This window comes from Streptomyces sp. MMCC 100, from assembly GCF_041538145.2.
GTDB lineage: Bacteria > Actinomycetota > Actinomycetes > Streptomycetales > Streptomycetaceae > Streptomyces.
In genome coordinates, this window is record NZ_JBGORK020000001.1 from 3,823,231 (window position 1) to 3,846,564 (window position 23,334).

Below are 23,334 nucleotides of genomic sequence, written 5' to 3' on the forward strand. Positions count from 1 at the left end.
GCCGCAGAACAGAGACTGGATCCGGCAAGTGCGCCGACTGTGGCAGGCGCGTGTTGTCGAAACAGCTACACATGAGGCCGGCTACAACTCGATGGTGACGGACACGGTGACTGGAGAGTCTGCGGAACTGGATGATCTCAAGCTGGCTCTGGCCTGGATATACGGCGACGTCGTGCACCATGACACTGTCAGACGGCAGGAGGCGGACCTCCTCGGACTCCAGGAACGCTATCGGGCGGCGGTGCCCTTGGTGGCTTTCATCATGCTCCACAGCATCGGGCTCCTGCATAGGATCCAGGTCCTGCAGAGCGCAGGTGAGCTCAACCTCGACTCCGCGGTCTTTGAGGAGCCAGTGACGCTGACGTCTACCACGGTGCTCATGGAAGGGACGATGCGCATAGCCCCTGTGGGAAGCCCGGCCCCAGCTACTGCGACAGAGCCCCTCGGCCGGGACTGGAAGGTTCTTCTCACCCCTCCGCTCGTTGGGCCGGAAGACTGAGGGCAGCCGCTGATGCGCTGTGCGAGCCGTCCTTGAGTGCTGGGCCGCACAGCACAGGACAGAGCGGGAGGCCATCCGTCCCGTGTGCGCCGGCTGCGGCTCCCGGTTTACCGACGAACGGTGGAAGGCCATCGAGCCCGCCGGAGGGGGCGCCCCACGCGACATGCACCCGCGCCTATGCGACGACTGCAAGCAGCGCGCCATCACCGCCGTACGCCGAGCCACGCAGGCCGGGACCGATCACTAGGTGCACGGCCAGACCGTGCCCGAGCAGAAGGCTGGCGGCACCTGGCTCTCCCGCTTCCGCGAACACCTCCGTGTCGGCGGGGAAGACCGGACCCGCGCAGATACGGGCCCCGCTGGTCACGGAACACCCCCGCGTCGGCGGGGAAGACTCCAGCGGTACCTTCGTGCGCCGCTCCAGGTCCGGAGTACCCGAGCGTCGGCGGGTAAGGCCGGCTCATGGCCGAGGAGATCCCCACCGGCACCGGAGCACCCCCGCGTCGGCGGGGAAGACTGGCCAGGCACCGAGGTCTTCGGCGGAACGAACGGAACACCCCGCGTCGGCGGGGAGGACTTGAGGACGGCGCCATTCTTCGCTCCGAGCGCCGGAACACCCCCACGTCGGCGGGGAGGACAGGTCGACACCGTCGATGGAGAGGGTCGTCCACGGAACACCCCCGCGTCGGCAGGGAGGACCCGCATGTTCATTGCCCGTGGAGGTTGTGTGACGGAACACCCCCGCGTCGGCGGGGAAGACGCGGACGAGGTCGAGGACTTCGGCCAGGTCGCCGGAACACCCTCGCGTCGGCGGGGAGGACCGACGCGAGCACCGCGGTGCCTGCGGTGCAGCCGGAACACCCCCGCGTCGGCGGGGAGGACACGACCCCCGGCGGGCAGGCCAAGAACTACGCCGGAACACCCCCGCGTCGGCGGGGAGGACGCGACGACGGTGAACCCGTGCTTGGCGCCGAGCGGAGCACCCCCGCGTCGGCGGGGAAGACGCGGACGAGGTCGAGGACTTCGGCCAGGTCGCCGGAACACCCTCGCGTCGGCGGGGAGGACCGACGCGAGCACCGCGGTGCCTGCGGTGCAGCCGGAACACCCCCGCGTGGGCGGGGAGGACGACATGACCCAGACACCGGGGTTGGTCGTCAGCGGAACATCCCCGCGTCGGCGGGGAGGACGCTTTGAGGCAGGCGTGGGAGGAGCACCCCACGGAACACCCCCACGTTGGCGGGGAAGACACGTACAGCCCCGAAGACGGCGACGAGCAGGTCGGAGCACCCCGTGTCGGCGGGGAAGACTCGAGCGGCAGGGCCCGAAGAGCGGGGTTCGAAGGAGCACCCCCGCGTCGGCGGAGAAGACGGCCCGTTCTGCTCGGCGTACTACATGAACGCCGGAACACCCCCGCGTCGTTGGGGAGGACTCGGGACGGTAGAAGTCCCAGGCGTCCCGGGGCGGAACACCCCCGCGTCGGCGGGGAGGGCCACTTGTTCCAGTCCGGCGTCCGGCCCAGGCTCGGAACACCCCCGCATCGGCGGGGAGACCCGCGATCAGGGTCAAGGATCAGTGACAGCGCCGGAACACCCCTGCGTCGGCGGGGAGGACACGGGATGAGTGCGCTGCGGAAGATGCTGAATCGGAACACCCCCACGTCGGCGGGGAGGACACCCACACGGGCCGGTTGTGCTCGCGGCGCAGCGGAACACTCCCAAGTCGGCGGAGACGACGTTACCCGCTGCCTGAGAAGCCGGCCAAGGACAGAACACCCCCGCGTCGGCGAGGCGGACGACAAGCCGAACGACCTGCGGTACGCCTTCATCGGAACACCCCCGCGTCGGCGGGTAAGACGTCTGCGTCCGCAGGACGTGCTGCACCTGGGATGGAGCCCCCCCCGCTTCGGCGGGGAGGACTCGTTATCCGGGTCGCTGGTGTCCACCAGGCACGGGACACTCCCACGTCGGAGGCGAGGACGCGTGTCCGTACCCTGTCGGAGGCGGGCCACGGAACGCCCACGAGTCTGCGCCGACGACATCGACTACCTCCTCGTCGACGAGATTCACAACGGAGCACCTCCGCGTCGGCGGAGACGACGGCGACCGGTACGAGGGGAGATCCTCCTCGTCGAAGCATCTTCGCGTCGGCGGAGAGGGGCAGCGTCGGTCACGGGCACCATCCTGGCTGATCGGAGCACCCCCGCGCCGTCGGCGGGGAAGACGCTGAAGCCCCGACCTCCAGCGAGGCGGGGGCGGAACACCCCTGCGTCGGCGGGGAGGACCGCGAGCAAGCAACTGCGCCATCGGCTGCAGTCGGAACACCCCCGCGTCGGCCGGGAAGGCACCGCTCGGGCCTCTCACCCGTCGTCCGGAGCGGAGCACCCCCGCGTCGGCGGGGAGGACGAAGCCGCCGGACCGCCGACCGTCGTCGGCGCCGGAACACCCCCGCCTCGGCGGGGAGGACGCGTACCCGGAGTTCGTGGAGACCGCGAAGGCCGGAACACCCCCCCCGGTCGGCGGGGAGGACGTGACGTCCGCTCCACCGCCCAGGTAGGGCGTCGGAACACCCTCGCGTCGGCGGGGAGGACCACCGGGTTGGGGGTGTTGGCGTCCATGACACTCCACGGGTAGGACGTAGCCAGCACCCCCTCACTCATCTCGGCCATCGGAGCACCCCCGCGTTGGCGGGGAGGACGGTACGCCCGCGAACCAGATGATCGACGCCATCGGAACACCCCCGCGTCGGTGGGGAGGACTCAGAACCGCGGTACCCAAGTTTGAGCTGCCACGGAACACCCCCGCGTCGGCGGGGAGGACGGCCGCACCGTTCAGCAGCCCTCCGCCGTCGTCGGAGCGCCCCCGCGTCGGCGGGCAGGACGACTGCCAGGCCATCGGCAACGGGGCCAACGGCGGAGCACCCCCGTGTCGGCGGGGAGGACGGGCGAGAGCCAGCCGTCGTGTTCGGCGTCGACGGAGCACCCCCGCGTCGGTAGGGAGGACGCCATTCCGGCGGCCCACGGCAGCAGCGCCGGCGGAGCACCCCCGCCTCGGCGGGGAGGACAGCGGGTCGATACCTGCGATCGGCGAGTACGCCGGAACACCCCCGCGTCGGCGGGGAGGACGGCGACATCGGCTTCGTCGGGCTGATGAAGGACGGAACACTCCCGCCTCGGCGGGGAGGACGATCCGGCCGGCGACTCGCCGAGCCCGAGATCCGGAGCACTCCCGCGTCGGCGGGGAAGACCGCGGCGACGTGATGACGATGGCCGCGGCCATCGGAGCACCCCGCGTCGGCGGGGAAGACGAAGTCGCTCATCCGTTCTTTGCCCTCCAAATCGGAGCACCCCCGCGTCGGCGGGGAAGACCCCTGCATGTTCACCGGGATCGGGTCGAGGAACGGAGCCCCCCGCGTCGGCGGGGAAGACCACGTACTGACCTACCGCCACGGCATGTGGCGCGGAACACCCCGCGTCGGCGGGGAGGACTGGCCCCTGAGCGCATCGAGTTCTTCCGCCGTCGGAACACCCCGCGTCGGCTGGGAAGACGTGCTGATCTTGTCCTTGGGCCTCTTGGGCATCGGAACACCCCCGCGTCGGCGGGGAGGACTCGACCAGGCCCCGAAGGAAGGCCACGACAGACGGAACACTCCGGGTCGGTGGGGAGGACATGCGCCGTTGGGCCGACGAGGGCGTGGCCAGCGGAACACCCTCGTGTCGGCGGGGGAGGACGGACCGGCATGCACCACCTGACCCGAGGACGCCGGAACACCCCCGCCTCGGCGGGGAGGACTGGTACGCAACCTGGCCGACCCTGCGTCGAGGCGGAACACCCCCACGTCGGCGGGGAGGACGGCCAGTCCGCCGTGGTGGTCGGCTGGTGCGGAACACCCCCGCGGGCCAGCGGGGAGCATTGCCGGCTGCGCCAGCACTGTATGGCGTCGGCCGGAACACCCCTGCGTCGGCAGGGACAACCGGCGCTGGGTCACCTACGGCTGCACCGAGCACGGAGCACCCCTGCGTCGACGGGGAAAGCTTGGCGTTCCAGTACATCGTGTTTCCCACCGTCGGGGCACCCCCGCGTCGGTCGTGAGGACCCGCCCGTCTTGGTCACGCTCACGCCCACGCTCGGAAATCCCCCGCGCCAGCGGGGAGAGCGGTCTGTAGCGCGGTACGGATAGCGCGGCGGTTCGGAACACCCCCGCTTCCGCGGGGAGGACCATCGGATGAAGATCTCCCTCTGCAAGCACAGTGGAGCACCTCCGTGTCGATGGGGAGGACGCCTGGAAGACAGCGATGTCGTTCTCATCGTACGAGTCACACCCGCCTCGGCGGCGAGGACGCCTGCTACCTCGACGACCTTGACCTACTCATCGGAACGCCGCCGCGTCGGCGGGGGAGACGGCAACATCGGCGGCGGTCCGGCCCAGCTCGACGGAGCACCCCCGCGTCGGCGGGGAAGACGAGTACAGCTTGTCCTTCTCTTCCTGGCGGGCCGGAGCACCTCCGCGTCGGCGGGGAGGACCCGAGGAGAAAAACGGGCTCGCGCCCGAGGATCGGAGCACCCCCCGCATCGTCGGCGGGGAGGACTGGGTCGTCGACCCCGACGCCACCGGCCGCAACGGAACACCCCCGCATCGGCGGGGAGGACCCGCGATCAGGGTCACGGATCAGTGACAGCGCCGGAACACCCCCGCGTCGGCGGGGAGGACTCCGTCGGGGTATGGAGAGGCCATGGCGTCACCGGAACATCTCCGCGTCGGCGGGGAAGACCTCGGCTGGCCGCCGAGGGACCGGCAGGCCGTCGGAACACCCCCGCGTGGGCGGGGAAGACTTAGAGACGCACGGCGCCCCCGACGTCATCGGCGGAACACCCCCGCGTCGGCGGGGACAACGTCGTCTCGACGACGTTCAGCCGCCACACCTTCGGAGCACCCCGCGTCGGCGAGGGAGACGGTGTCCTGGAGGCCATCACGACGGTCTGCGCCGGAGAGCACCCCCGCGTCGGCGGGGAGGACTTCGCGACGCAGCGCAACGATGAGTACCAGTTCGGAACACCCCCGCGTCGGCGGGGAGGACAACTGGATCGGCGCCTTCGCATACCCCTTGATCGGAACACCCCCGCGTCGGCGGGGAAGACGGCACGCACTCCAACCTCATGGCCGTGCCCAACGGAACACCCCCGCGTCGGCAGGGAAGACGCCTCCCGATCCACGATGATCATCCGTTCGAACGGAACACCCCCGCGTCGGCGGGGAGGACCGCCAGGGCCGGTTGTCCTTGTGGCCGGTCGTCGGAACATCCCAGCGTCGGCGGGGAGAACGTCGTCTCAACGACGTTCAGCCGCCACACCTTCGGAGCACCCCCGCGTCGACGGGGAGGACGGGTGCAGCAGGGGCACCGGGCCGTTCAGCGGCGGAACATCCCCGCGTCGGCGGGAGGACGCAAGCGTGCACTCGTCGGCCGTCAGGGGGCGCGGAACACCCCCGCGTCGGCGAGGAGGACCACGCGCCGTCGACAACGGCGTCAGGGTCGGTCGGAACACCCCCGCATCGGCGGGGAGGACTGGTACGCAACCTGGCCGACCCTGCGTCGAGGCGGAACACCCCCGCGTCGGCGGGGAGGACTGCCCGATCGTGAGCGCCAGCGTCGCGAGCCCCGAAACGTCCCCCCGTCGGCGGGGAGGACCGGCGCCTGAGCACCGGGGAGGGGCTGCCCGGTCGGAACACCCCGCGTCGGCGGGGAGGACATCCCGGTTCCGGGCGCCGACAGTGCCGGCACCGGAACATCGTTGGTTGCGGGGTATCTCGTCCTGTGGGTATCCCTGTGACGCGGAGACGTGTTCAGCCAGTGGGGGGTTGTGTGCAAATGAGGGGTGACGGACCCCTTGGGGTCCGTCACCGTTGGCTCAGATGAGCCAGCTGACGAGCTCGCTGATCAGGGCGCGGATTACCGCGGTGATCACTACGCGTGAGGTCTCGAGGAGTACCTCGCGGCGCAGGACGAACTTGTGCAGGAACCGGGACATTGCATCTCCAGAGCGCAGACTGGGTCGAGGTCACGCTCATCCCTCGAGAGGGTCGTGCGTTCTGCTCGGCGTGGCCGTCGCCTGGAAATTCAATGCGGTTCCGCGCACCTCCCAGGGAGGCGTGCAGCGGTATGTACTCTACGGCGGAAACCCGTTGGTGTGGCGGTGGTTGAGGGAATTATCCGCCTGGCCTTCAACGAGGTGAAGCAAGCTGAAGGGGGAGCTGCGGCCGGGTGTTTCTGCCGCGGCCTTCTTGAAGCGCGCCTGTACTGGATCCGTGACGAGGAGCAGCTCATGTCCCTGGATTCCCGCCTGTGGGGCAAGGCTGCCGGGCTGGGCAAAAACGCTGCCGGGGCTCACCGTACGCATCCTTTGATCTGTCATCTGCTGGATACGGCAGCCGTCGCGGAGGTCCTCTGGGACGAACTGCTGACCTCGCGTCAGCGGAGCATGGTGGCCGGGGCGCTGCAGGTTGCGGACGGGGAGGCGCGGGCGCTCGCGGCGTTCTGGGCGGGACTGCACGACATCGGGAAGATCAGTGTGCCGTTCCAGCTGCACCGCTACGGCCCGAAGTACGCGGACGGGCAGCTGCTGGCGCAGGAGCTGTGCGGTGAGGACGGGTACGGGTTCCCGGCCGGTGCCGCGCTGGATGGGCAGTCGCACGAGGCGGCGGCGCACTGGTGGCTGGCGGGGATTTTCGAGGAGATCGGCTATCCGTCGTCGAGGCGGCGTCCGCAGTCCCGGCTCAGTCACGCGGTGGCCCAGATGCTCGGTGGGCACGGCGGCCGCTTCCACCCGGTCGTCTACGCCAAGGACTACCGGTGCCCTGTCGCCCGTCACCCCGGTCTGGGCGCGGGCAGGTGGGAGGAGCAGCGGCGGGTTCACTTCGATGAGGTGCGCCGGGTGACGGGGGCGGCATCAGTTCCGCAGGGGCGGATGACGCCGCGCGCGGCTGTCGTCCTGACGGGGCTGGTGACCCTGTCGGACTGGCTGGCCAGTATCGACGACGGGATTCGGGCCAGGCTCAGGGACGAGGGATGGGCCGGCACGCGGGACGACTTGGACGCCTACTGGCAGGTTGCCCGGGCGGCGGCTCTGCGTCTGGTGGAGCAGAGCGATCTGGTCGGGACGGGGTTCGCCCGGCCGGAGCCGGTTCAGTGCGCGGGTGAGACCAGTCTTGCGGTCGGCCTGGGAGCCCAGTTGCCTGATCTTGTGTCCGCGCACGGGCCGGGTTTGGTGGTGGTGACGGCTCCGGCGTCGCAGGAGCGCACGCAGGCGGCTCTTTGTGCGGCAGCGGTCCTCGGGCATGCGGTGGACGCGCGCGGTCTGTTCTATGCGCTGCCGACCGGTTCGGCGGCCGACAGTCACATGGCGCAGCTGCATGCTTTTGCTGAGCAGGCCCTGACGGGCCCCTGGCGCTCGCTCCTGCTGCACAGCTCGTCGCGGTTGAAGCCGGCGGAAGCCGCGCAGCAGTGGGTGCATGCCCATGCGGCGGGTGAGGTGAGTGCGGAGCCTGGTGAGGAGTGGGTTCTGGCAGCGAACAGCTGGCTCAATTCGCATCACCGCGCGCTCCTGGCGGCGCTGGGGACGGGGACGGTGGACGAACTTCTCCAGGCGGTGATGCCGGTGCAGTTCAACGTGATGCGGCTCTTTGCTTTCTCCGGCAAGGTCGTCGTGGTGGATGAGGCCCATGCCCGCGGCGCCTGGGGGCAGAAGCTGATGCTCCGGTTCCTGGAGTGGGCCGCTGCGCTGCAGATTCCTGTTGTCCTGGCTGCGGTGGCTGCGGACAAGTCGGTGGACGCGATGCTGGCGGCCTATCGCCGTGGTGCTGGAGGCGGCACGGAGGCGATGGTTCAGCCTCGTCGGCTGCCGGCGTGGTCGTTCGTGGACGCACAGGCCGGAACGGGGCACCTGCCCCGTCAGCCCGCGGGAACCGTTGCTGCTGCCACGCTCAGTGTCGAGGTCGTCGATGGTGCGCCGTACGACGAGATCCAGGCAGCACTTGCCCCCTTGGCCGAGGCCGGCAAGGGCCGGGCTGTCGTCTACCGGTCGACGCCTGTGGAAGCCATCCGTACATTCCGTCAGCTCTCGCAGGACCTGCCCGCTCTCGAGGTGGCCCTGGTCCATGAACAGATGCGCAACAAGGACCGATGGCGGCGTCTCGCGGCCTGCCGGAGCATGTTCTCTCCCCACGACGACGTCAGCGGTCCGTCCGTGCTGGTGACGACGCCGATGCTGGAACACGTCAGGGGGCTGCGCTTCGACTTCGTCGTTTCGGGGCCGGCGCCGCTGGCCAGCCTGCTGACCCGTGCGGCACAGAGCTCAGGGGGTCGGCCGCGGCTCGTGGTGCTCCGAGCGGACCACACGTCCGAGCTGGACGACGTCGCGCTGGTGCAGCGTACCGGCCTAGTCCTGGGGGCCGGCAGGACGATTTCCCTGCCGGAGGACGTGCCCCTGCTGCTGGACGAGGTGTACGCCGATGAGCTCGTCGACAGGATGGGGGAGGCTGCGGGGCGTGAGCTCCAGCAGCTCGACAACCGCCGGACGGTGCGGGAACGAAGGGCCACGGGTACTGCGGGCTGGCTGCAGGTGCCGGGGCCGTGGGAGCTCGATGGCGACCTCGGCCTGCTGAGCCGCGACCACCCCGGTATGGAGCCTGGTCTGCTTCCTTCCGTGCTCGGCGAGGACCTGGTGCATGTGGTGTGCCTGTACCCGGGGTCTCTCCTCGAGGACGGGGCCCTCGGGGAGAAGCTTGCGCGTGATTCCAAGCACAAGCGACCGAGGCCAGGCCAGCTTGTCCCCTACTTGATCCCCGTACCGCAGCGGCTCGTCGACGGCGTGAAGGGCGACGCAAACAGCGTCTGGCGCGACATGGCCGCCCTCAGGACTGTCCTCCGGCTGAACGTGACCCCGGTAGACGGAGGATGGGTGCGAACTGGCGAGGGGCACCGATTCCACGTGAGTGACCTGGGCCTGAGCGTCGATCAGTTGCCTTGAACGGCCCACATCCTCCGCGGGTGTCCTTCTAGGATGCGGTGACGCGCAACGATGGGGGGAGGGGCGCGTGACCACGTCTGCGTCCAATCTGGTCGACCAGCCATGGATTCCGGTCGCATGGGTGGAGGGGCAGTCGGGCCCGCCTGAAGTGGGACTCAGGGACCTGTTCGTACACGCCCGCCAGATCCGCACTCTGCTGGTTGCGGAAGCTCCGGCTCACTCGGCGCTGCTGCGCTTGCTGTATGCGCTGACCGCCCGGATCACCGCTCTGGACGAGGCAGGACCCGGAAGCTGGGGCGACCGGCGCGAACAGGTCCTCGAAGAGGGGCTTGTCGAGCAGAGCATCGACCTGCCTGACGGCCGCAAAGCCGGCATCGACGGCTACTTCGGCCGGTGGAGGCACCGCTTCGACCTGTTCGACAGCGATCGTCCGTGGCTGCAGGACCCCCGCCTCCCCGACCAGTGCGACCGGAACAACACGGCCGGCGTCCACAAACTGGTCATGAGCCGGGCAGCGGGCAACAACCACTCCTGGTTCGGGCACTGGAGCCACGACCGCCCCCTGCCTCCCGATCTCTCACAGACCGCATTATCGCTGCTCACCTGGCACTACTGGGGAGACCCCGGCGCCCTTTCCAGGCGTGCGGTCGGACAGGTGAGCAGCCACTACGCGAAAGCCTCACCCCTGCGGGCCGCCCTGTCGTACCACCCTCAGTGCGACAACCTGCTCCTGACGCTGCTGGCCGGCCTCACACCACCGGACAGCGACGTCAGCCGGCACACCGACCTGTGCCCGTGGGAACGCGACGACCTCCCGGCCCCGCTCAAGCCGATGCCCGAGCCGCAGGGCCCCTGCTCACGGCTCACCGCCTGTTCACAGCACGCGCTCTGTCTCGTCCCCGCCCCAGACGGCGCGCACACCGCCGACGCCTACATCACCTGGGCTTATGACGCCGAGCGGATCCGGCCGGAAGACGACTACCTGATCTGGGACATCGCCAAGGACGGAAAGACGTCCCCCCGGCCCGCCAACTCCTCCCGCTCCCTGTGGCGGGACATCGACGCCCTTCTGCTCAAGCAACTGGACGACTCGAGCCCCGTCCAGCCGAAGGTCATGGACCACGCCTTCGACGTCAGCGAGTACCTGCGGGTCCGCGCGCTCGGCTTCGAACAGGACGCCAGCCAGGCAGCCAACCACCAGTACGTCGACTCCGTCACCCCGGTGCTCCTGTCCCGAGTGGAAGAGGACGCGGCGCACACCGAGCGGCCCGTACGCCAGCTCCGTGAACTCGGCGAGCTCTTCGGAAACCGGCTGGAGCAGGCCACGAAGGAAGCCTGGCTGAAGTACACGGATGACAAGAAGAACGATCCCAGGGCCTGGCAGGACGCGGCCGCGGCCCGCTACTGGCCGTCGGCAGAGGACGAGTTCTGGTCCCGCTTCCGGAAGCTGACACGCTCCGGCGGCGCCATGGACACCGGATTCGACTTCGAGAAGGCCTGCCGGGCTTTCGGCAGACACGCGCTCGACGCCTACGAGGCAGTCACCGGCTCCGTGACGCGCACCCCGCGGGGCGCGAAAGCCGTCACCCGGGCGAAGGCCATCATCCTCGCCGCCCTGAAAGACCCGCACAAGGCGATGGAACAACCGGCGACGAAAAGAGCGGCCAAGAAGTCGTGACCGTCGCCCGCCGACCCGAGGACAAGCTGTGACCTTCCACGCTCCCGAAGTAAGCAAGCGGCAGGACAATCGCGCCACGTATGCCGCATTCACCACGCACATCGAACGTCTGTGCCGCACAGACCCCGGTGCCCGTGCGGCGCTGCGCGCGGGCCTGCGCCGCGACCTGGACCACCCGCGCACACGCCCCATGCACCGCCTGCTGACACCCCGGCTGCCGGACGGGTGCGACGACACGACAGCCCAGGCCCATTACACGGTGGCCTCGCTAATCGCGGCCCAGCCCCGGCACGCCTTCTCACCCGACCAGATAGACGACGAAGACACCGCAGACGAACACGCAACGGCAGAAAACCAGGCTCCGAACGAGGAGGGGGAACCGGCCGAAAAGGCTGCTCCGCCCGGCCCGGCCCCGTATGGCACCTCCTTCGGAGCCACCCTGGGCAAAGCCGTCACCGCAAAGGGCAAGCCGATGCGGATGAGCGCCGCAGAAAGCCGCATCAACCTCCTGACCCGGCAGAGCCTGCGCGGTATCCACCTGCACCTGCCTGCCGCGGTGAATCAGGTACGCACCACCGGCGTCTTCATCGACTGGGGACAGCTGCTGGCAGACCTCGTCGACTGGCAGTACCAGTCGGGACGGATCAGCCGCCGCTGGCTGCAGGACTTCTACCGCATCACGGCCGGCGCCGACCAGGACTGATCCTTCTCACCCACAGGAGATCCCCGATGACCCTCGAGCCACGCTTCATCGACATCCACGTCGTCCAGCCAGTTCCCTACGCGAACCTGAACCGGGACGACACCAACTCGGTGAAAAGCATGCTCTACGGCGACGTCCTGCGTACCCGCATCTCCAGCCAGTCCTGGAAACGGGCCATCCGCGAGCACTTCCAGGACACACTCGGCCACAACGCCCTGCGCACACGCCGTATCGGCGAGCGGGTCACCGAGGCGCTGCGCGGACGTGGATGGGACCAAGCGCTTGCCGAACGCGCGGGTGCACATGTCGCGGCGGGCAGCAGCATCAAATGGGAGGTGGCCAAGGGAAAGGACCGGCAGCCCATCACGAACAAGGTCCTGACCAACGCGCTCGTCTATCTTCCCGACGACGCTGTCGAGGAACTGGCCGACATCGCCGAAGCCCACAAGGAAGAGCTCACGACCGACTTCACCGGAAAAGGAAAAAACAAGCCCGAAAGCGTCCTGAAAGGAAAGATCGACAAAATCCTCGTCAAAAAGAACGGGGTCATCAACCTCTTCGGCCGCATGCTCACCGAGGTCGACCAGGCCAACGTCGACGGTGCCGTCCAGGTCGCACACGCCTTCACCACACACACCACCGAGGTCGAACTCGACTACTTCGCAGCCGTCGACGATGTCACCGCAGCGAAAGGCGACGAAACAGGCAGCGGCCACATGGGCACGGCCGAATTCAGCACCGGCACCTTCTACCGCTTCGCCACCATCGACCTCAAGGAACTCATCACGAACCTGAGCGACGACAGCGACATCGCACTCGACGCCGCCCGCGAACTCGCCGGCCAGTTCCTGCGCTCCTTCATCGAGTCCCTGCCCCAGGCGAAGAAGAACTCCACCGCCCCGCACACCATCCCGCACCTGGTCCACGTGGCCGTCCGCTCCGACCGGCCGCTGTCGTTCGCCGCAGCCTTCGAAGAACCCGTACGGTCAGCCGGACACGGCGGCTTCGTCGGGCGCTCCGTAGAAGGCATCAACGCCTACGCCAAGGCCGCGAACACCCTCCTGGGCCCCGACCGCGTGCTGCACGCGTCACACGCTTCCCTCCAGTACGACAAACTCGAGCACCTCGGCGAGCGACACGCCTCCTTCGACGCTCTCGTCACCGCCGCCGTCGACGTCGCGCTCCCCGAGGCCCCGCAGTGACCGACCGTCCCTCCCGAGGGCTGCTGTTGCGTCTGGCGGGCCCACTCCAGTCCTGGGGCACCCACAGCAAATACACGCGACGCGACACCGCCCGATTCCCCACCCGGTCCGGCATCGTGGGCATGCTCGCCGCAGCACTCGGACGAGCGCGCCAGGCGCCCGTGGACGACCTCACAGAGTTGTCGATGACCGTACGTGTCGACCGGCCCGGCGTCGTGCTGTCCGACTTCCACACCGTCGGCGGCGGACGACCCGCCGATGAAACAGTGATCACCGTCGACGGCAAACACCGCCCCGAAGGCAAAGGCACCCTGGTATCCAAACGCCAGTACCTGGCCGACGCCGCTTTCACCCTCGCGCTGACCTCCGACGACCAAGCGCTCCTGTACACCTGCGCCGCAGCCCTGCGCGACCCGCACTGGCCCCTCTTCCTCGGCCGCCGGTCCTGCCCACCAGAAGGCCCGATCCTGCTGGGATCCGCGGAAGACCCGCTGCGCCACCTGGTCCAGCTGCCCTTGGCGGCCAAGAAGCCGCGCAGCGGCCCACAGCCGATCGACTTCTACGGCGACAGACCGCTCGGTACGCTCCCCGTGCACTCTGACGCCCCGGACAGGGACGACGGAGACCACCACAGCGGCGAAGTCACCGACGAGCCGGTGTCGTTCGCACCACTGGCACGCCAGTACCGGCCCCGGCCGCTGTACCGGCGCGCCGTGCACCTGCCGGACGCCGCCTACGAAGGCTTCGGCACCCACCATCTGAAGACGCTCCAGAGCTACATCGACACCCACTTCGCGACGGCGGAGAGGAGCGCCCGGTGACTATGTGCCCGACCCCCCTCGTGCCCAGCCCCCGCGAAGAAAAGCGGACGTGCTCACCGCTCACGACATTCCCTTCTGCTCCGCCTTACACAGCCGCAACGACTGCCGACGCCATCTCCGCCGCACCCGGAAACGCGAACCTTTGCACCCGAACACCGGCAGCATCACACCCTGCACAAGAAACTGATCGACTCGCCAACAAGGAGGCCGCCGCATGAGCCCCCGCGCGGCCCTCGCCCGCATCCGCCTCAACCCCCACAGCCCCGCCGTCCAACGCGACCTACGCAACGCCACCGACATGCACCGCACCCTGATGCGTCTGGTCCCTGACGGCCTGGGCGACAGCCCCCGACAGGCGGCCGGGCTCCTGTACCGCCTCGACGTAACCGACACCTTCAACACGCTCCTGGTCCAGGCCGCCACCCTCAACCCGACACGCCTGCCCAAGGACTACGGCCACGCCGACGTCAAAGACCTCACCCCGGTGTTTAACGCCCTCCAAAAGGGCCTCGCCGTCCGCTACCGCATCGTCGTCAACCCCGTCAAAACCGAACGTCTGCCACTGGAGAACAAGGGCCAGCGCGGCAAACGCATCGCGCTCACCGGACCGGACGCCGACCAGTGGTGGGCACGCCGCGCCCACGAGGCTGGCCTGCACCTGGCCACAGCGCTGCCCACCCCAGTCGCTGCTGTACATGGCCGCGGCGACAACGCCGCCGCCATGCGGCACCACCTGGTGCGCTACGACGGCATCGCCACCGTCACCGACCCTGACGCGCTCGCCGAGGCTGTACTGGTTGGCATCGGACGGGCCAAGTCTTACGGCGCCGGCCTGCTCAGTCTCGCCCGTGCAGTCGCCTAAGCCCACTTTCCGACGGCGGCCTGGCTCACGAGATCCTGGCCGCCGACACAGGGTTGCTCCGAAGATGGACACGATCGGACTGAACACCATGTAGTCCTCTCCGCCAGCGCGGAGGTGGTCCGGGGACTGCGCACATGAGCCGCCGTCGGCAGCAGGCCCCCGGCGCAAGCGGGGTGCTCCGGCCTGCATCTCGACTAAGACCTTGCCGTCGGCGTCCTCCTCGCCGACGCGGGGATACTCCGACGTACGCGATCCTCCTCGAGAACCAGCAGCCGCCCTCCCCGCCGAGGCGGGGGTGCTCCGCCGTCACCGTCGGTGTCGTCGCACCGGCACTCGTCCTCCCCGCCGAAGCGGGGGTGCTCCGCGGCTTATCCGCATGCAGGAAGCCGTTCTCAAGTCTTCCCCGCCGACGCGGGGGTGCTCCGTGGGAGTTCCTGTACATCAACCGGGACGAACGGTCTTCCCCTCCGACACGGGGATGCTCCGGTGTGGCCTGCGGGCACGTTGGTGAGGCAGAGTCCTCCCCGCCGACGCGGGGGTGCTCCGTCCGGCGGGCCGCCGTCCTTGGCGTCCGTCCGGTCCTCTCCGCCGACGCGGGGTGCTCCGCCTGGGCCGGTGAGATCCCGGACGTGCACGGTGTCCTCCCCGTCGACGCGGGGGTGCTCCGCCGACATGGACGCTCGGGGCATGCGCCTGGAGACCTACCTCGCCCACCGCCACCGGCGCTGGCCGGACACCACCAGCCCGCACCTGTTCGTCACCCGCCGGACCGCCCTGGACGCCAGCCCCGCCAGCAGCCCTGTCCAGCGACCTGCTGCGCGCCGAGCGGATCCTCGACGAGGTCCTGGCCGCCGGAGGCGACGCCCGCATGATCTGCGAGTTGTTCGGACTCGGTATCGAGGCCGCCGCCCGCTACACCGCCGCTGACAGCCCCGGCCTGCAGTGACGGCACTAACGTGCCACGGGCCGCGGCCGCCCCCTCCCGCACCGGGACAGTACCGGTGGGGCGCCCCACCGGCGAAGTGCTGAAACCACCGTCCGACGTAGCGCTTGGCGATGGCCAGGAATGCGAAGAGCCGCGTGGTGGCTTCCCTACCGTTGGTGACACAGGTCCACGATCCGTCCCGCGGCCTGACCGGCTGCCGGGCCGCGTCACTCACCGCCCCCGTGAGGAGGTGGGCCACCACCGCCCGAGCAGCTCCCGAGACCGTGAGGGCGCCCTGCTTCACGAACTCGCGACGGTCGCGGTCCACCTGCGAGGTGGCGGCCGGCACCTGCGTCTGCTGGTCACTCTGCTGATTGGTCACGTGCTCCTCCAGGTCCTCGAAAAAAAGTCCGTCCGTCCCGGACAGGCCGGGCGGTCGGAACGGTGAAGGAGCGGAGGGCTAGCCCCGCAACTCCTCTCCAGCCCTCTGGAGTCAGCGGCTTCCAGGCAGGAGCGGGGACGAAAAGGCCCCCTGGGTCGACCAGGAGGCAAGGCGGGAGCGGAGCAGTCCGGTGGGACGCCTGGCTGCATTCCTCGAGTACTCAGCAGTAGCCGTCGTACGGCTTGGCGAAGACGTGCCCCCGCGCTGCCCCGCATTGCTCAGCTGAATCGAGGGGGATCGCCAGCACCGGGGCGAAGGCAGCGGCCGTGCGCGAGGTCGCGGCCGCTCGTCCTGCCCGCCCTCACCATTTGATCCGGCTCCCGGATCGATCTGGGCCGTCAAGCAGGTCCGGCCGATCCTGGCCGGACCCCGCGAGTGTTCAGTCGTGGTCACGGCTTGCGGCGTAGATGACGGCGACGAGGACCAGCAGGACAGCGGCGAGGGAGCGGATCTCTGCCGGTTCCCAGCCGCTTTCGAATGCCAGCACCACGATCGCGGTGACGGCGTAGGGCCAGGAACGGCGGGTGGGTGAGTGCATGTCGGGCCTCCGGGAAGTTCGGGGAATCACTGGAGGCATCACTGTGGGCGGTGATGTGATTGGCCGTCTGGCCACAGGTGTGTAGGCGCAGGTGAAGTGCGGGCAACACAGGCGTTGTTCGCGGACAAGCAGGGAGAGCGCATGACACAGGTGGGGCGGCCCCAGGGTGAGTTGAAGGGCGAGACACCGCAGGCGAATGATCTGGCCCAGTGGTTGCGGACCCTGACCCGGGGGGTGAGCCAACGCGACCTTGCGCAGCTCCTGCACATCGGCAAGACACTGTGCAGTGAGTACCTCAACGGCAGCAAGCTCATCCCCGAGGACATGATCGGCCAGCTCGTCGACGCCTACGTGACCGATAACCGCCTGTGTGAGCAGCGCAAGGCCGCCGGCCACTTGCGGCGCCAGCGTGCAGTTGAGGCCGCGCAGGGCAAGCCGCCAATGCCTCCTCTGTCGCAAAGGGCGCGCACGCCGACCGAGCTGCAGCTGCGGCTGGACGATGCGCGCAGAGGACAGCTCGCAGCCCAGGAAAAGACCTTCCAGGCCGTGCGGCTGGTGGATCTGCTCCTGAACCTGGTCGCGTCCTTGCAGGAACGATGTGCCCGCCTGGAAGCGGAGCGGGAACGGGCCGCGAGCCTTGTACGGGGCGAGCTCCAGCGCGAGCTCGAACAGTCCGAGATGAGGCTGGAGTCAGCACGGACCTTGCTTGAGGAGGCACGACGCGAGCGGGAGCAGGCGGAAGAGATCCGCCTTGCCGCCCACCATATGGTCGAGCGAGAGCGGCAGGCACTTAAGGACGCCGAGGAAGAACCCCACCCCGCCGCCGACGCGGAGGACGCCGCCGAGCCGGGTGCGAGGGCTCTGCGGTTGGAGGACCTCGGGCTTGCCGCCCTGCACGACGTCGACAGAGTCCTTGATGCTTCGAGCGCCCAGCTTGCCGCGCAAGCCCAGGAGCTCGACGCCCTCGGTGAGCACGTCGGCCTGGCTCCCCGAGCCCACACCACCCCGCAGACACCAGCCATTGCCCGCGACCTTCCCGCGGGCAATACGGCCAACCCACCCGCCAGCTCAAATACCGGCCGTGACCGGGCTGCCGCAGAATGGGAAGCCGCTCGCCGCCAGGCCCTGGCTAACGTGGCCACCGCGATGAATGCCGCGCTCGCACGCCGACAGGCGATGAACGCCGCGCTCGCAAGCCGACAGGCCGCCGCCGTACTGGCCCGACGAGCCCGCACCGCTCCTGGCGGAAACACAGACAAGACAGCCGAGCCGGTATACGTAAACTGGGACTCCCCACTTCTACGAGGCGTCGAGGGGAACCCCCGGCATCACACGGTCGATAAGTACGACACCTTCACAGCGGTCGTTCACGCCCTCCGCCAACTCGAACGCTCGCTTCCCGGAGTGCAGGAGTCCGGGCCACAGATGCTGCGGCTGCGCATCGACGACGCCGACAACGAGCTGTTCGCCCAGCGGGACTTCTGGGTCAAGATCGCTCGGTGGAGCACCAGGTACCGCCTCACAGCCGAACCCGTGACACTCCTCATGAGCGAATACCGGAGACGAAAAGCACGCGGCGACCGCCTGGGGCGGTCTTCGTCAAAGCGCTGACCTGCCGTAGCCGAGGCGGCCTCGATGGGCCGACAATGCCGCCATGACTTCCACGAATGATCCACGTGTAGGCACCCAGAGTGGCCCGACAACGGATGGTGACACTGCCGGGCGGTGGGTGGCGTGTGATGAGTCCGGATGGGACGGCGAGCAACTCATCGGGCGCCGTGGGCCCTACTTCGTCTACGCGGCGGTTGCCGTCGATGACGCAGAGGCGACGGGGATAGTTGAGGAACTGCGCGCAGATACGCATTACCAAGCACCAGAACTGAAGTTTCGCGACTTCAAGAAGCGTGCCAACCGGCGCGATGCACTACGTCGACTGTGGGGTGAGGGGGGAGCACTAGAAGGCAGGTGTTGGGCTTTCGTAGTCGAAAAGGAGTACGCAGCTGTCGCCAAAGTTATAGACCTCTTGTTGGAGGAACAAGCATACGCCGCAGGAATCGATCTCTACGCCGACGGCCGAGCTAGAGAGTTCGCACAACTGTTGCGACAGCACGGCCGCCGGGCCCTCGGCGGCCAGGGCTATGAAAGGCTCATGACTGCGTTCGTCGCGTTTGCTTCTGTTCGCGGCCGGAGAGATGATCAGGCACGGGAGGTATTTTTCGACCGAGTAGAGGAAGCTTGGGCATCTTCAACGCGTCGAAATGTCACCGACCTCCTAATGATGTTGCGTACCACCCGACCACAGGCGGAAATTCTTCACGGCGATACCAACACTCACCCCCAGCTGGAGCTTCTGGTGTCCTCGGTCGCCCAGGCCGCGCGTCACTGGGGGCCGCAGCTCGGTCCGGTCAGCGTGCTGACTGATGAACAGAAAGCTCTACCTGACGACGGGCTGGACAACATCGCAAAGGTCGTACGTAACGGCTGGGGTGCGACACGCTCGTCGAGACAACGCCCTGTCGACCTTCGGGCCTTGGTCCGGGGGACTTCGGTGGACCACCCGTCGATTCAATTGGCCGATCTTGTAGCCGGTGCGGTCCGGGTGAGCTTCGAGCACAAGGCAGGAACTGAAATATCGGAAGCAGGAGAAGATCTCTGGCCAGCTATCATGCCCCTCCTGGACGGATCAAGCGCTACTCCATCTCTCAGGTAATTCGACTGAAGCAGAGTTCTGCTTTTTCTTTCGATCCGTGAGAGAGATTCGCCGTCGTAATTGACCAGCATGCGCACGGTATTGCAGTACGTGAAGTCTACGGACAGCGTGACCGGGAATTGGGAACGGTTGGACGGCACGAGGCATTCGCCGGGCTGCTACCGTGCTGCCGCTCAGAAGGTCAGGAAGGTACCGAGCAAAGTACAGGCCGTTACATGGGTGGCCCACATCGAGCGCAAGTGAATTGGCGCAGTAGGGCCAGGGGTGGGGCCTGGTTCCAGAGTAGGTCTCGTGCTGCACTTTGAAGCACGAGGGTGCCTAGGTTCTGCCAACGTTACATGGGGCATCACCTGATGCAGGGTCACCACCCCTCTCTTGTGGCCGCTCGGGCCGGAGGCCCGTTGGCCGCACCGCGCAGCGGGGCCGGCCTGTGTGGCTGGAGCGCAGCGGAGGCCACCTAGCGGGGCCGCAGGCCCCGCCGTTCCGGGAGCGCAGCGGACGGAGCGTCACCGGCCCGGCGAAGCCGGGCCGGTGGGCTGACCGCGCAGTGGTCAGCAGCGCTCACGCGGAGCGGGAGCGCAACACCAAACAGCCCTGACCAGCAAAAACACCAAACGAGCCATTACATGCCAGAACTACCGACACCTCACCCCGCCACGCCCCACACAGAACGCATAACCCCAGCTCAACCCCCGCCCACCCCGACCTAACCGCCCACCCGGCTTCTCAACGAACCCACAACACCCCAGGCCAGCGAGCAGCCGGTACACCAACAAACCCCCCTCCGAGCCTTACGAGTTGACGGAGGTGCATCGCACGGGGTCGGACGAACAAGTCTCAGTGGTCGTCCCAGTGGCCATTGTGCGGCGCGTGGCGGTGTTCGTTGTGCACGTAGTCCATGTGGTCACCGTGCGGGACCGCGACGTGCCCACACCCCTCACCGTGTTCGTGGTCGTGACCGACGTGCTCCTGATGCCTGCCAACCTCGCACTCGTCCGCATGACCGTCGTGCTCACGGTGGAGGTGGCCGTCGTGCACGTAGTCGACATGACCGTTGTGTGGGACTGCCACGTGCCCGCAGCCCTCACCGTGCGCATGTTCGTGTCCGGGATGCGGCTGGTGCTGCGCTGATGTCGCCACGCTACTCATCTCCACGGGTGTTCAGGCCACCCATCGAGGGCGGCAGTGTGAAATTTCCCTTCCGATTTCTACCCTCACGGGAAAGACTGCAATGGAGGACACGCAGCGACAAACGGGCTACTTTATCGCCATGGATTCGATAACGATTTCAGTGAGAATCGAGAGGGTGTCGCATTTCCTGAGTTTCGACAAAAATGCTGCCCTCGCGATCACCTTGTTCGGCACGGCGGGTGGCGGTGGAAGGAACCTCGATATCTGGCGATACACGGGGGCACCTCGAAAGGCAGAAAGGCTGGCATGACTCGCCCACCAGTCGGCTAGGAATCGACCTCGACCGGTCGCGCGGCGTATGACGAGAACGCCCTACCCTCCTTCGCGGCGCTATGAGACGGCCCATTGGCTGGCTACGGCTGACCGTGCCCGAGACATCCTTCGCACCGTCACCGAGGCCGACGAAGGGTCCGGTCACCTGGCACGTCCATCAGCTCCCAGTGAGCTTCTCCAGCGTTGCAACTCCAGTGTGAGGACGGCCTTGGCGATTGACGTCATGCGGTTGGGGCCGCATCGGGACCTGCGGAAGATCCGCCAGGACTTCAGGCGGGCGACGCCGCGTTCGACGGGCGCGCGTGCTGCGGCCAGGGCACGGTTGCGGGTCTTCTCGGTGGGGGCAGCTCCTTCAGGGGCCTGCGTTTGATGCCGGTGGTCAGCCATGGACCGGCGCCCTGGTAGGCGAGATCGGCCACGATGGGAACGCCCTGGCGCTCGCAGATGCGGATGATCCGGTGGGTGCGGGCGGCGGTCAGGTCGTGGGTGCGGCCGGGTAGGGCGGGTGAGAGCCACAGCAGCCGGCCGCCGGGGTCGGTGACGACCTGCACGTTCACGCCATGGCGTCGGTGCTTGTGGGAGTAGTCGGCCCGGCTGTCGCCGACCCGGTCGCACTCGGCGAGAATCCCGTCGAGCAGGACGAAGTCGGGATCGTGCTCGCGCAACGTCTTCAGCAGACCAGGGGCACGGGCAGCGAGAAGGTCGACGACCGCGCTGGTGTAGGCATGGGCAGTGGACTCACTGATCCCGAACCCGGCGGCGATCTTCGCCAGCGTGGTGTGCTCGCGCAGGTACACCAGTGCCACCATCGCCCGCTGAGACGGACGGAGCTTGCAGCGCCGGTCGCTCTCACGGGTGACGATCAGTATGGTGACCCACTCCACGAGTGCATGCGGCAGCTCAAGTGCGGCAGGATGGATGACCAACGAGGCCCCCGAGCAACGTGATTGAGACGCCAGACATCTCGATCAACAGCCCGGGGGCCTCGCTCGTTGCGCTTCACGGACCGTCACCCGATCGGTGGCCCCCTCGAAGAAGCTCAGTGAACCGCAGGTGCGGAGCGACGCTGCGCAGTTTCTCGCAGGTCTCCTCGATCTCACGGTCCGGGCTGGAGTGGGCGGTGACTCCCGCGCCCGCGCGTAGCCAGGTCTCCTCACCGGCACCGATGAGGGTGCGCAGGACGAGGGCAGCGTCGAGGGCTCCGGCGGTACTGCCTCGGAAGACCGCGCCGCCGTACAAACCCCTGGGGCCTTCCTCGTGTCGGGCCAGCGTCTGGAGGGCGTCGCGTTTGGAGACGCCGGTGGCGGTGATCGCGGGGAAGAGGGAGGCGAAGGCGTCCCACGGTCCGGCGTCCGGCTGAAGCCTGCCGGTCACCCGCGAGGCGAGGTGCTGCACCGAACCGCGCGGCCGGACCGCCATGAACTCCTCGACCACGACGGACTCGGGGCGGCACACGGCCGCCACCTCGTCCCAGGCCAGGCGTACGGAGACGGCGTGCTCGTGTATCTCCTTGGGGTCGCTGAGCAGTTCCGTGCGTCGGCGCTCGTTCTCCGTCGGGTCGGCCCCGAGGGCGCGGGTGCCCGCGAGGGGCTGGGTGCTGACCCGTCCGTCGTCCCCGACCTCGAGAACCGTCTCGGGGCTGAAACCGGCCGCCCGGTAGCCGCCGAGGTCCAGCAGGTAGGAACGGGCCGGGGTGTTGGACCTCCGGCCCGCGAGGTAGGTCGCGGGGAAGTCCACGGCCGGCCCGGCGGGCAGCGGGACCTTTCGGGAGACCACGGCCTTCTCCAGGCGGCCGGCGCGGATGTCCTCGACCGTTCGGGCCACCGCACTCCCGTAGGCGGCCGTGTCGGCGGCGATGATGTGTTCGGCTCCTCCTGGTGTCATCCTCTCCGGCGGGAGCTGCCGGGGGGCCGGTTCGGCGAGCAGGTCGGCGACCTTGCGGAGCCACGCCTCGTCCACCGCGTGGACCACCGTCTCCTCCCCGGTGAGGGTCACCTCGACGGAAGGGATCAGGGCGTGCAGCAGCGGTCCGTCACCGGTGGCCGCGGGGTCCGCGTGCAGGAGATGGGCCAGTTCGAAGGCCGCCCAGCCGTAGAAGTGGCGTCCACCGGCGTGCGCGCCGTGTGCCTCGGACAGGGCTTCCAGCGCGGCGGCGAACGCCGTCAAGGGCCTGCCGTCGGTGCGAGAGGTCCATGTCCGTCCCCTCGCCCGCGCGGTGATGCCGGTGGCGTGCGCGGTGAGGCTGACGGCGGAACCGGCCGCGAAGTGCCAGACGCTGCCTTCCGCCTCGTACACCATGTACTGGTCGGCGAGGCCTGCCCGCGCGAGGCGCGTCGCCGTGGCCGCGGCGTCGTGGCCGGCTTTCAGGGTGCTCGCGGATGCGAGTGGCGGGACGGAACCCGCCCACGAGTCCCAGGTGTTCCGGGGGCCGTTGCTCATCGTGTCGTGCCTTCCTTGTGCCACTGCCACT

14 protein-coding genes and 1 pseudogene are annotated in these 23,334 nt (G+C 68.5%); 11 read left to right on the forward strand and 4 right to left on the reverse strand.

Annotated features, from left to right (window positions below; genetic code table 11):
* The first annotated feature begins 28 nt into the window (after positions 1 to 28).
* From ABS735_RS17880 to cas6e, 7 genes are all read left to right on the forward strand, one after another.
* Positions 29 to 499, forward strand: coding sequence for a hypothetical protein (locus ABS735_RS17880; RefSeq protein ID WP_476755838.1), 471 nt, complete (start codon positions 29 to 31; stop codon positions 497 to 499).
* Between the two features lie 6,182 nt (positions 500 to 6,681).
* Positions 6,682 to 9,519, forward strand: coding sequence for a CRISPR-associated endonuclease Cas3'' (locus ABS735_RS17885; RefSeq protein WP_373905228.1), 2,838 nt, complete (start codon positions 6,682 to 6,684; stop codon positions 9,517 to 9,519).
* A gap of 67 nt (positions 9,520 to 9,586) precedes the next feature.
* Positions 9,587 to 11,197 (forward strand): type I-E CRISPR-associated protein Cse1/CasA, encoded by a 1,611-nt coding sequence (gene casA, locus ABS735_RS17890; RefSeq protein WP_373905227.1) that lies wholly within the window; start codon positions 9,587 to 9,589, stop codon positions 11,195 to 11,197.
* Positions 11,198 to 11,225: 28 nt separating this feature from the next.
* Positions 11,226 to 11,900 carry a type I-E CRISPR-associated protein Cse2/CasB gene (gene casB / locus ABS735_RS17895; RefSeq protein WP_373905226.1) on the forward strand — a complete coding sequence of 225 codons (675 nt, stop codon included), beginning with the start codon at positions 11,226 to 11,228 and terminating at the stop codon, positions 11,898 to 11,900.
* A 26-nt stretch (positions 11,901 to 11,926) separates the two neighbouring features.
* Positions 11,927 to 13,102 (forward strand): type I-E CRISPR-associated protein Cas7/Cse4/CasC, encoded by a 1,176-nt coding sequence (gene cas7e / locus ABS735_RS17900; protein WP_373905225.1) that lies wholly within the window; start codon positions 11,927 to 11,929, stop codon positions 13,100 to 13,102.
* Positions 13,099 to 13,923, forward strand: coding sequence for a type I-E CRISPR-associated protein Cas5/CasD (cas5e, locus tag ABS735_RS17905; RefSeq protein WP_373905223.1), 825 nt, complete (start codon positions 13,099 to 13,101; stop codon positions 13,921 to 13,923). The genes cas7e and cas5e overlap by 4 nt, the downstream gene beginning before the upstream one ends.
* A 214-nt stretch (positions 13,924 to 14,137) precedes the next feature.
* Entirely contained in the window at positions 14,138 to 14,785 is a 648-nt protein-coding gene (gene cas6e / locus ABS735_RS17910; RefSeq protein ID WP_373905222.1) for a type I-E CRISPR-associated protein Cas6/Cse3/CasE, read from the forward strand.
* A gap of 1,746 nt (positions 14,786 to 16,531) precedes the next feature.
* On the opposite strand, the gene ABS735_RS17915 is transcribed toward cas6e, so the two are convergent.
* Positions 16,532 to 16,690 carry a hypothetical protein gene (locus ABS735_RS17915; protein WP_158913600.1) on the reverse strand — a complete coding sequence of 53 codons (159 nt, stop codon included), beginning with the start codon at positions 16,688 to 16,690 and terminating at the stop codon, positions 16,532 to 16,534.
* A 141-nt stretch (positions 16,691 to 16,831) separates the two neighbouring features.
* Here ABS735_RS17915 and ABS735_RS17920 point away from each other — a divergent pair, with 141 nt between their 5' ends.
* The 3 genes from ABS735_RS17920 to ABS735_RS17930 all read left to right on the forward strand — a co-directional run bounded on the left by ABS735_RS17920 (position 16,832) and on the right by ABS735_RS17930 (position 19,643).
* The gene (locus ABS735_RS17920) at positions 16,832 to 18,301 is read left to right on the forward strand and encodes a coiled-coil domain-containing protein (protein ID WP_373905221.1); all 1,470 of its coding nucleotides are present in this window, start codon (positions 16,832 to 16,834) and stop codon (positions 18,299 to 18,301) included.
* A 43-nt stretch (positions 18,302 to 18,344) separates the two neighbouring features.
* A complete protein-coding gene (locus ABS735_RS17925; RefSeq protein WP_373905220.1) occupies positions 18,345 to 19,400 on the forward strand; it encodes a DUF3800 domain-containing protein in 1,056 nt (351 codons plus the stop codon).
* A 69-nt stretch (positions 19,401 to 19,469) separates the two neighbouring features.
* Positions 19,470 to 19,643, forward strand: a complete 174-nt coding sequence (locus ABS735_RS17930; protein WP_476755839.1) for a DUF7178 family protein — start codon at positions 19,470 to 19,472, stop codon at positions 19,641 to 19,643.
* 594 nt (positions 19,644 to 20,237) lie between these two features.
* Here the strand turns inward: ABS735_RS17930 and ABS735_RS17935 are convergent.
* Positions 20,238 to 20,549 carry a hypothetical protein gene (locus tag ABS735_RS17935; protein WP_373903414.1) on the reverse strand — a complete coding sequence of 104 codons (312 nt, stop codon included), beginning with the start codon at positions 20,547 to 20,549 and terminating at the stop codon, positions 20,238 to 20,240.
* Positions 20,550 to 20,631: 82 nt separating this feature from the next.
* Between ABS735_RS17935 and ABS735_RS17940 the strand changes: the two genes are divergently transcribed.
* Positions 20,632 to 20,841 carry a hypothetical protein gene (locus ABS735_RS17940; RefSeq protein ID WP_373903413.1) on the forward strand — a complete coding sequence of 70 codons (210 nt, stop codon included), beginning with the start codon at positions 20,632 to 20,634 and terminating at the stop codon, positions 20,839 to 20,841.
* Between the two features lie 164 nt (positions 20,842 to 21,005).
* On the opposite strand, the pseudogene ABS735_RS17945 reads toward ABS735_RS17940, so the two are convergent.
* A pseudogene (locus tag ABS735_RS17945) lies at positions 21,006 to 21,790 on the reverse strand (transposase).
* Positions 21,791 to 21,863: 73 nt separating this feature from the next.
* Positions 21,864 to 23,303: a salicylate synthase gene (locus tag ABS735_RS17950; RefSeq protein WP_373903412.1), complete on the reverse strand. Its 1,440-nt coding sequence runs from the start codon at positions 23,301 to 23,303 to the stop codon at positions 21,864 to 21,866.
* Between the last annotated feature and the right edge of the window lie 31 nt (positions 23,304 to 23,334).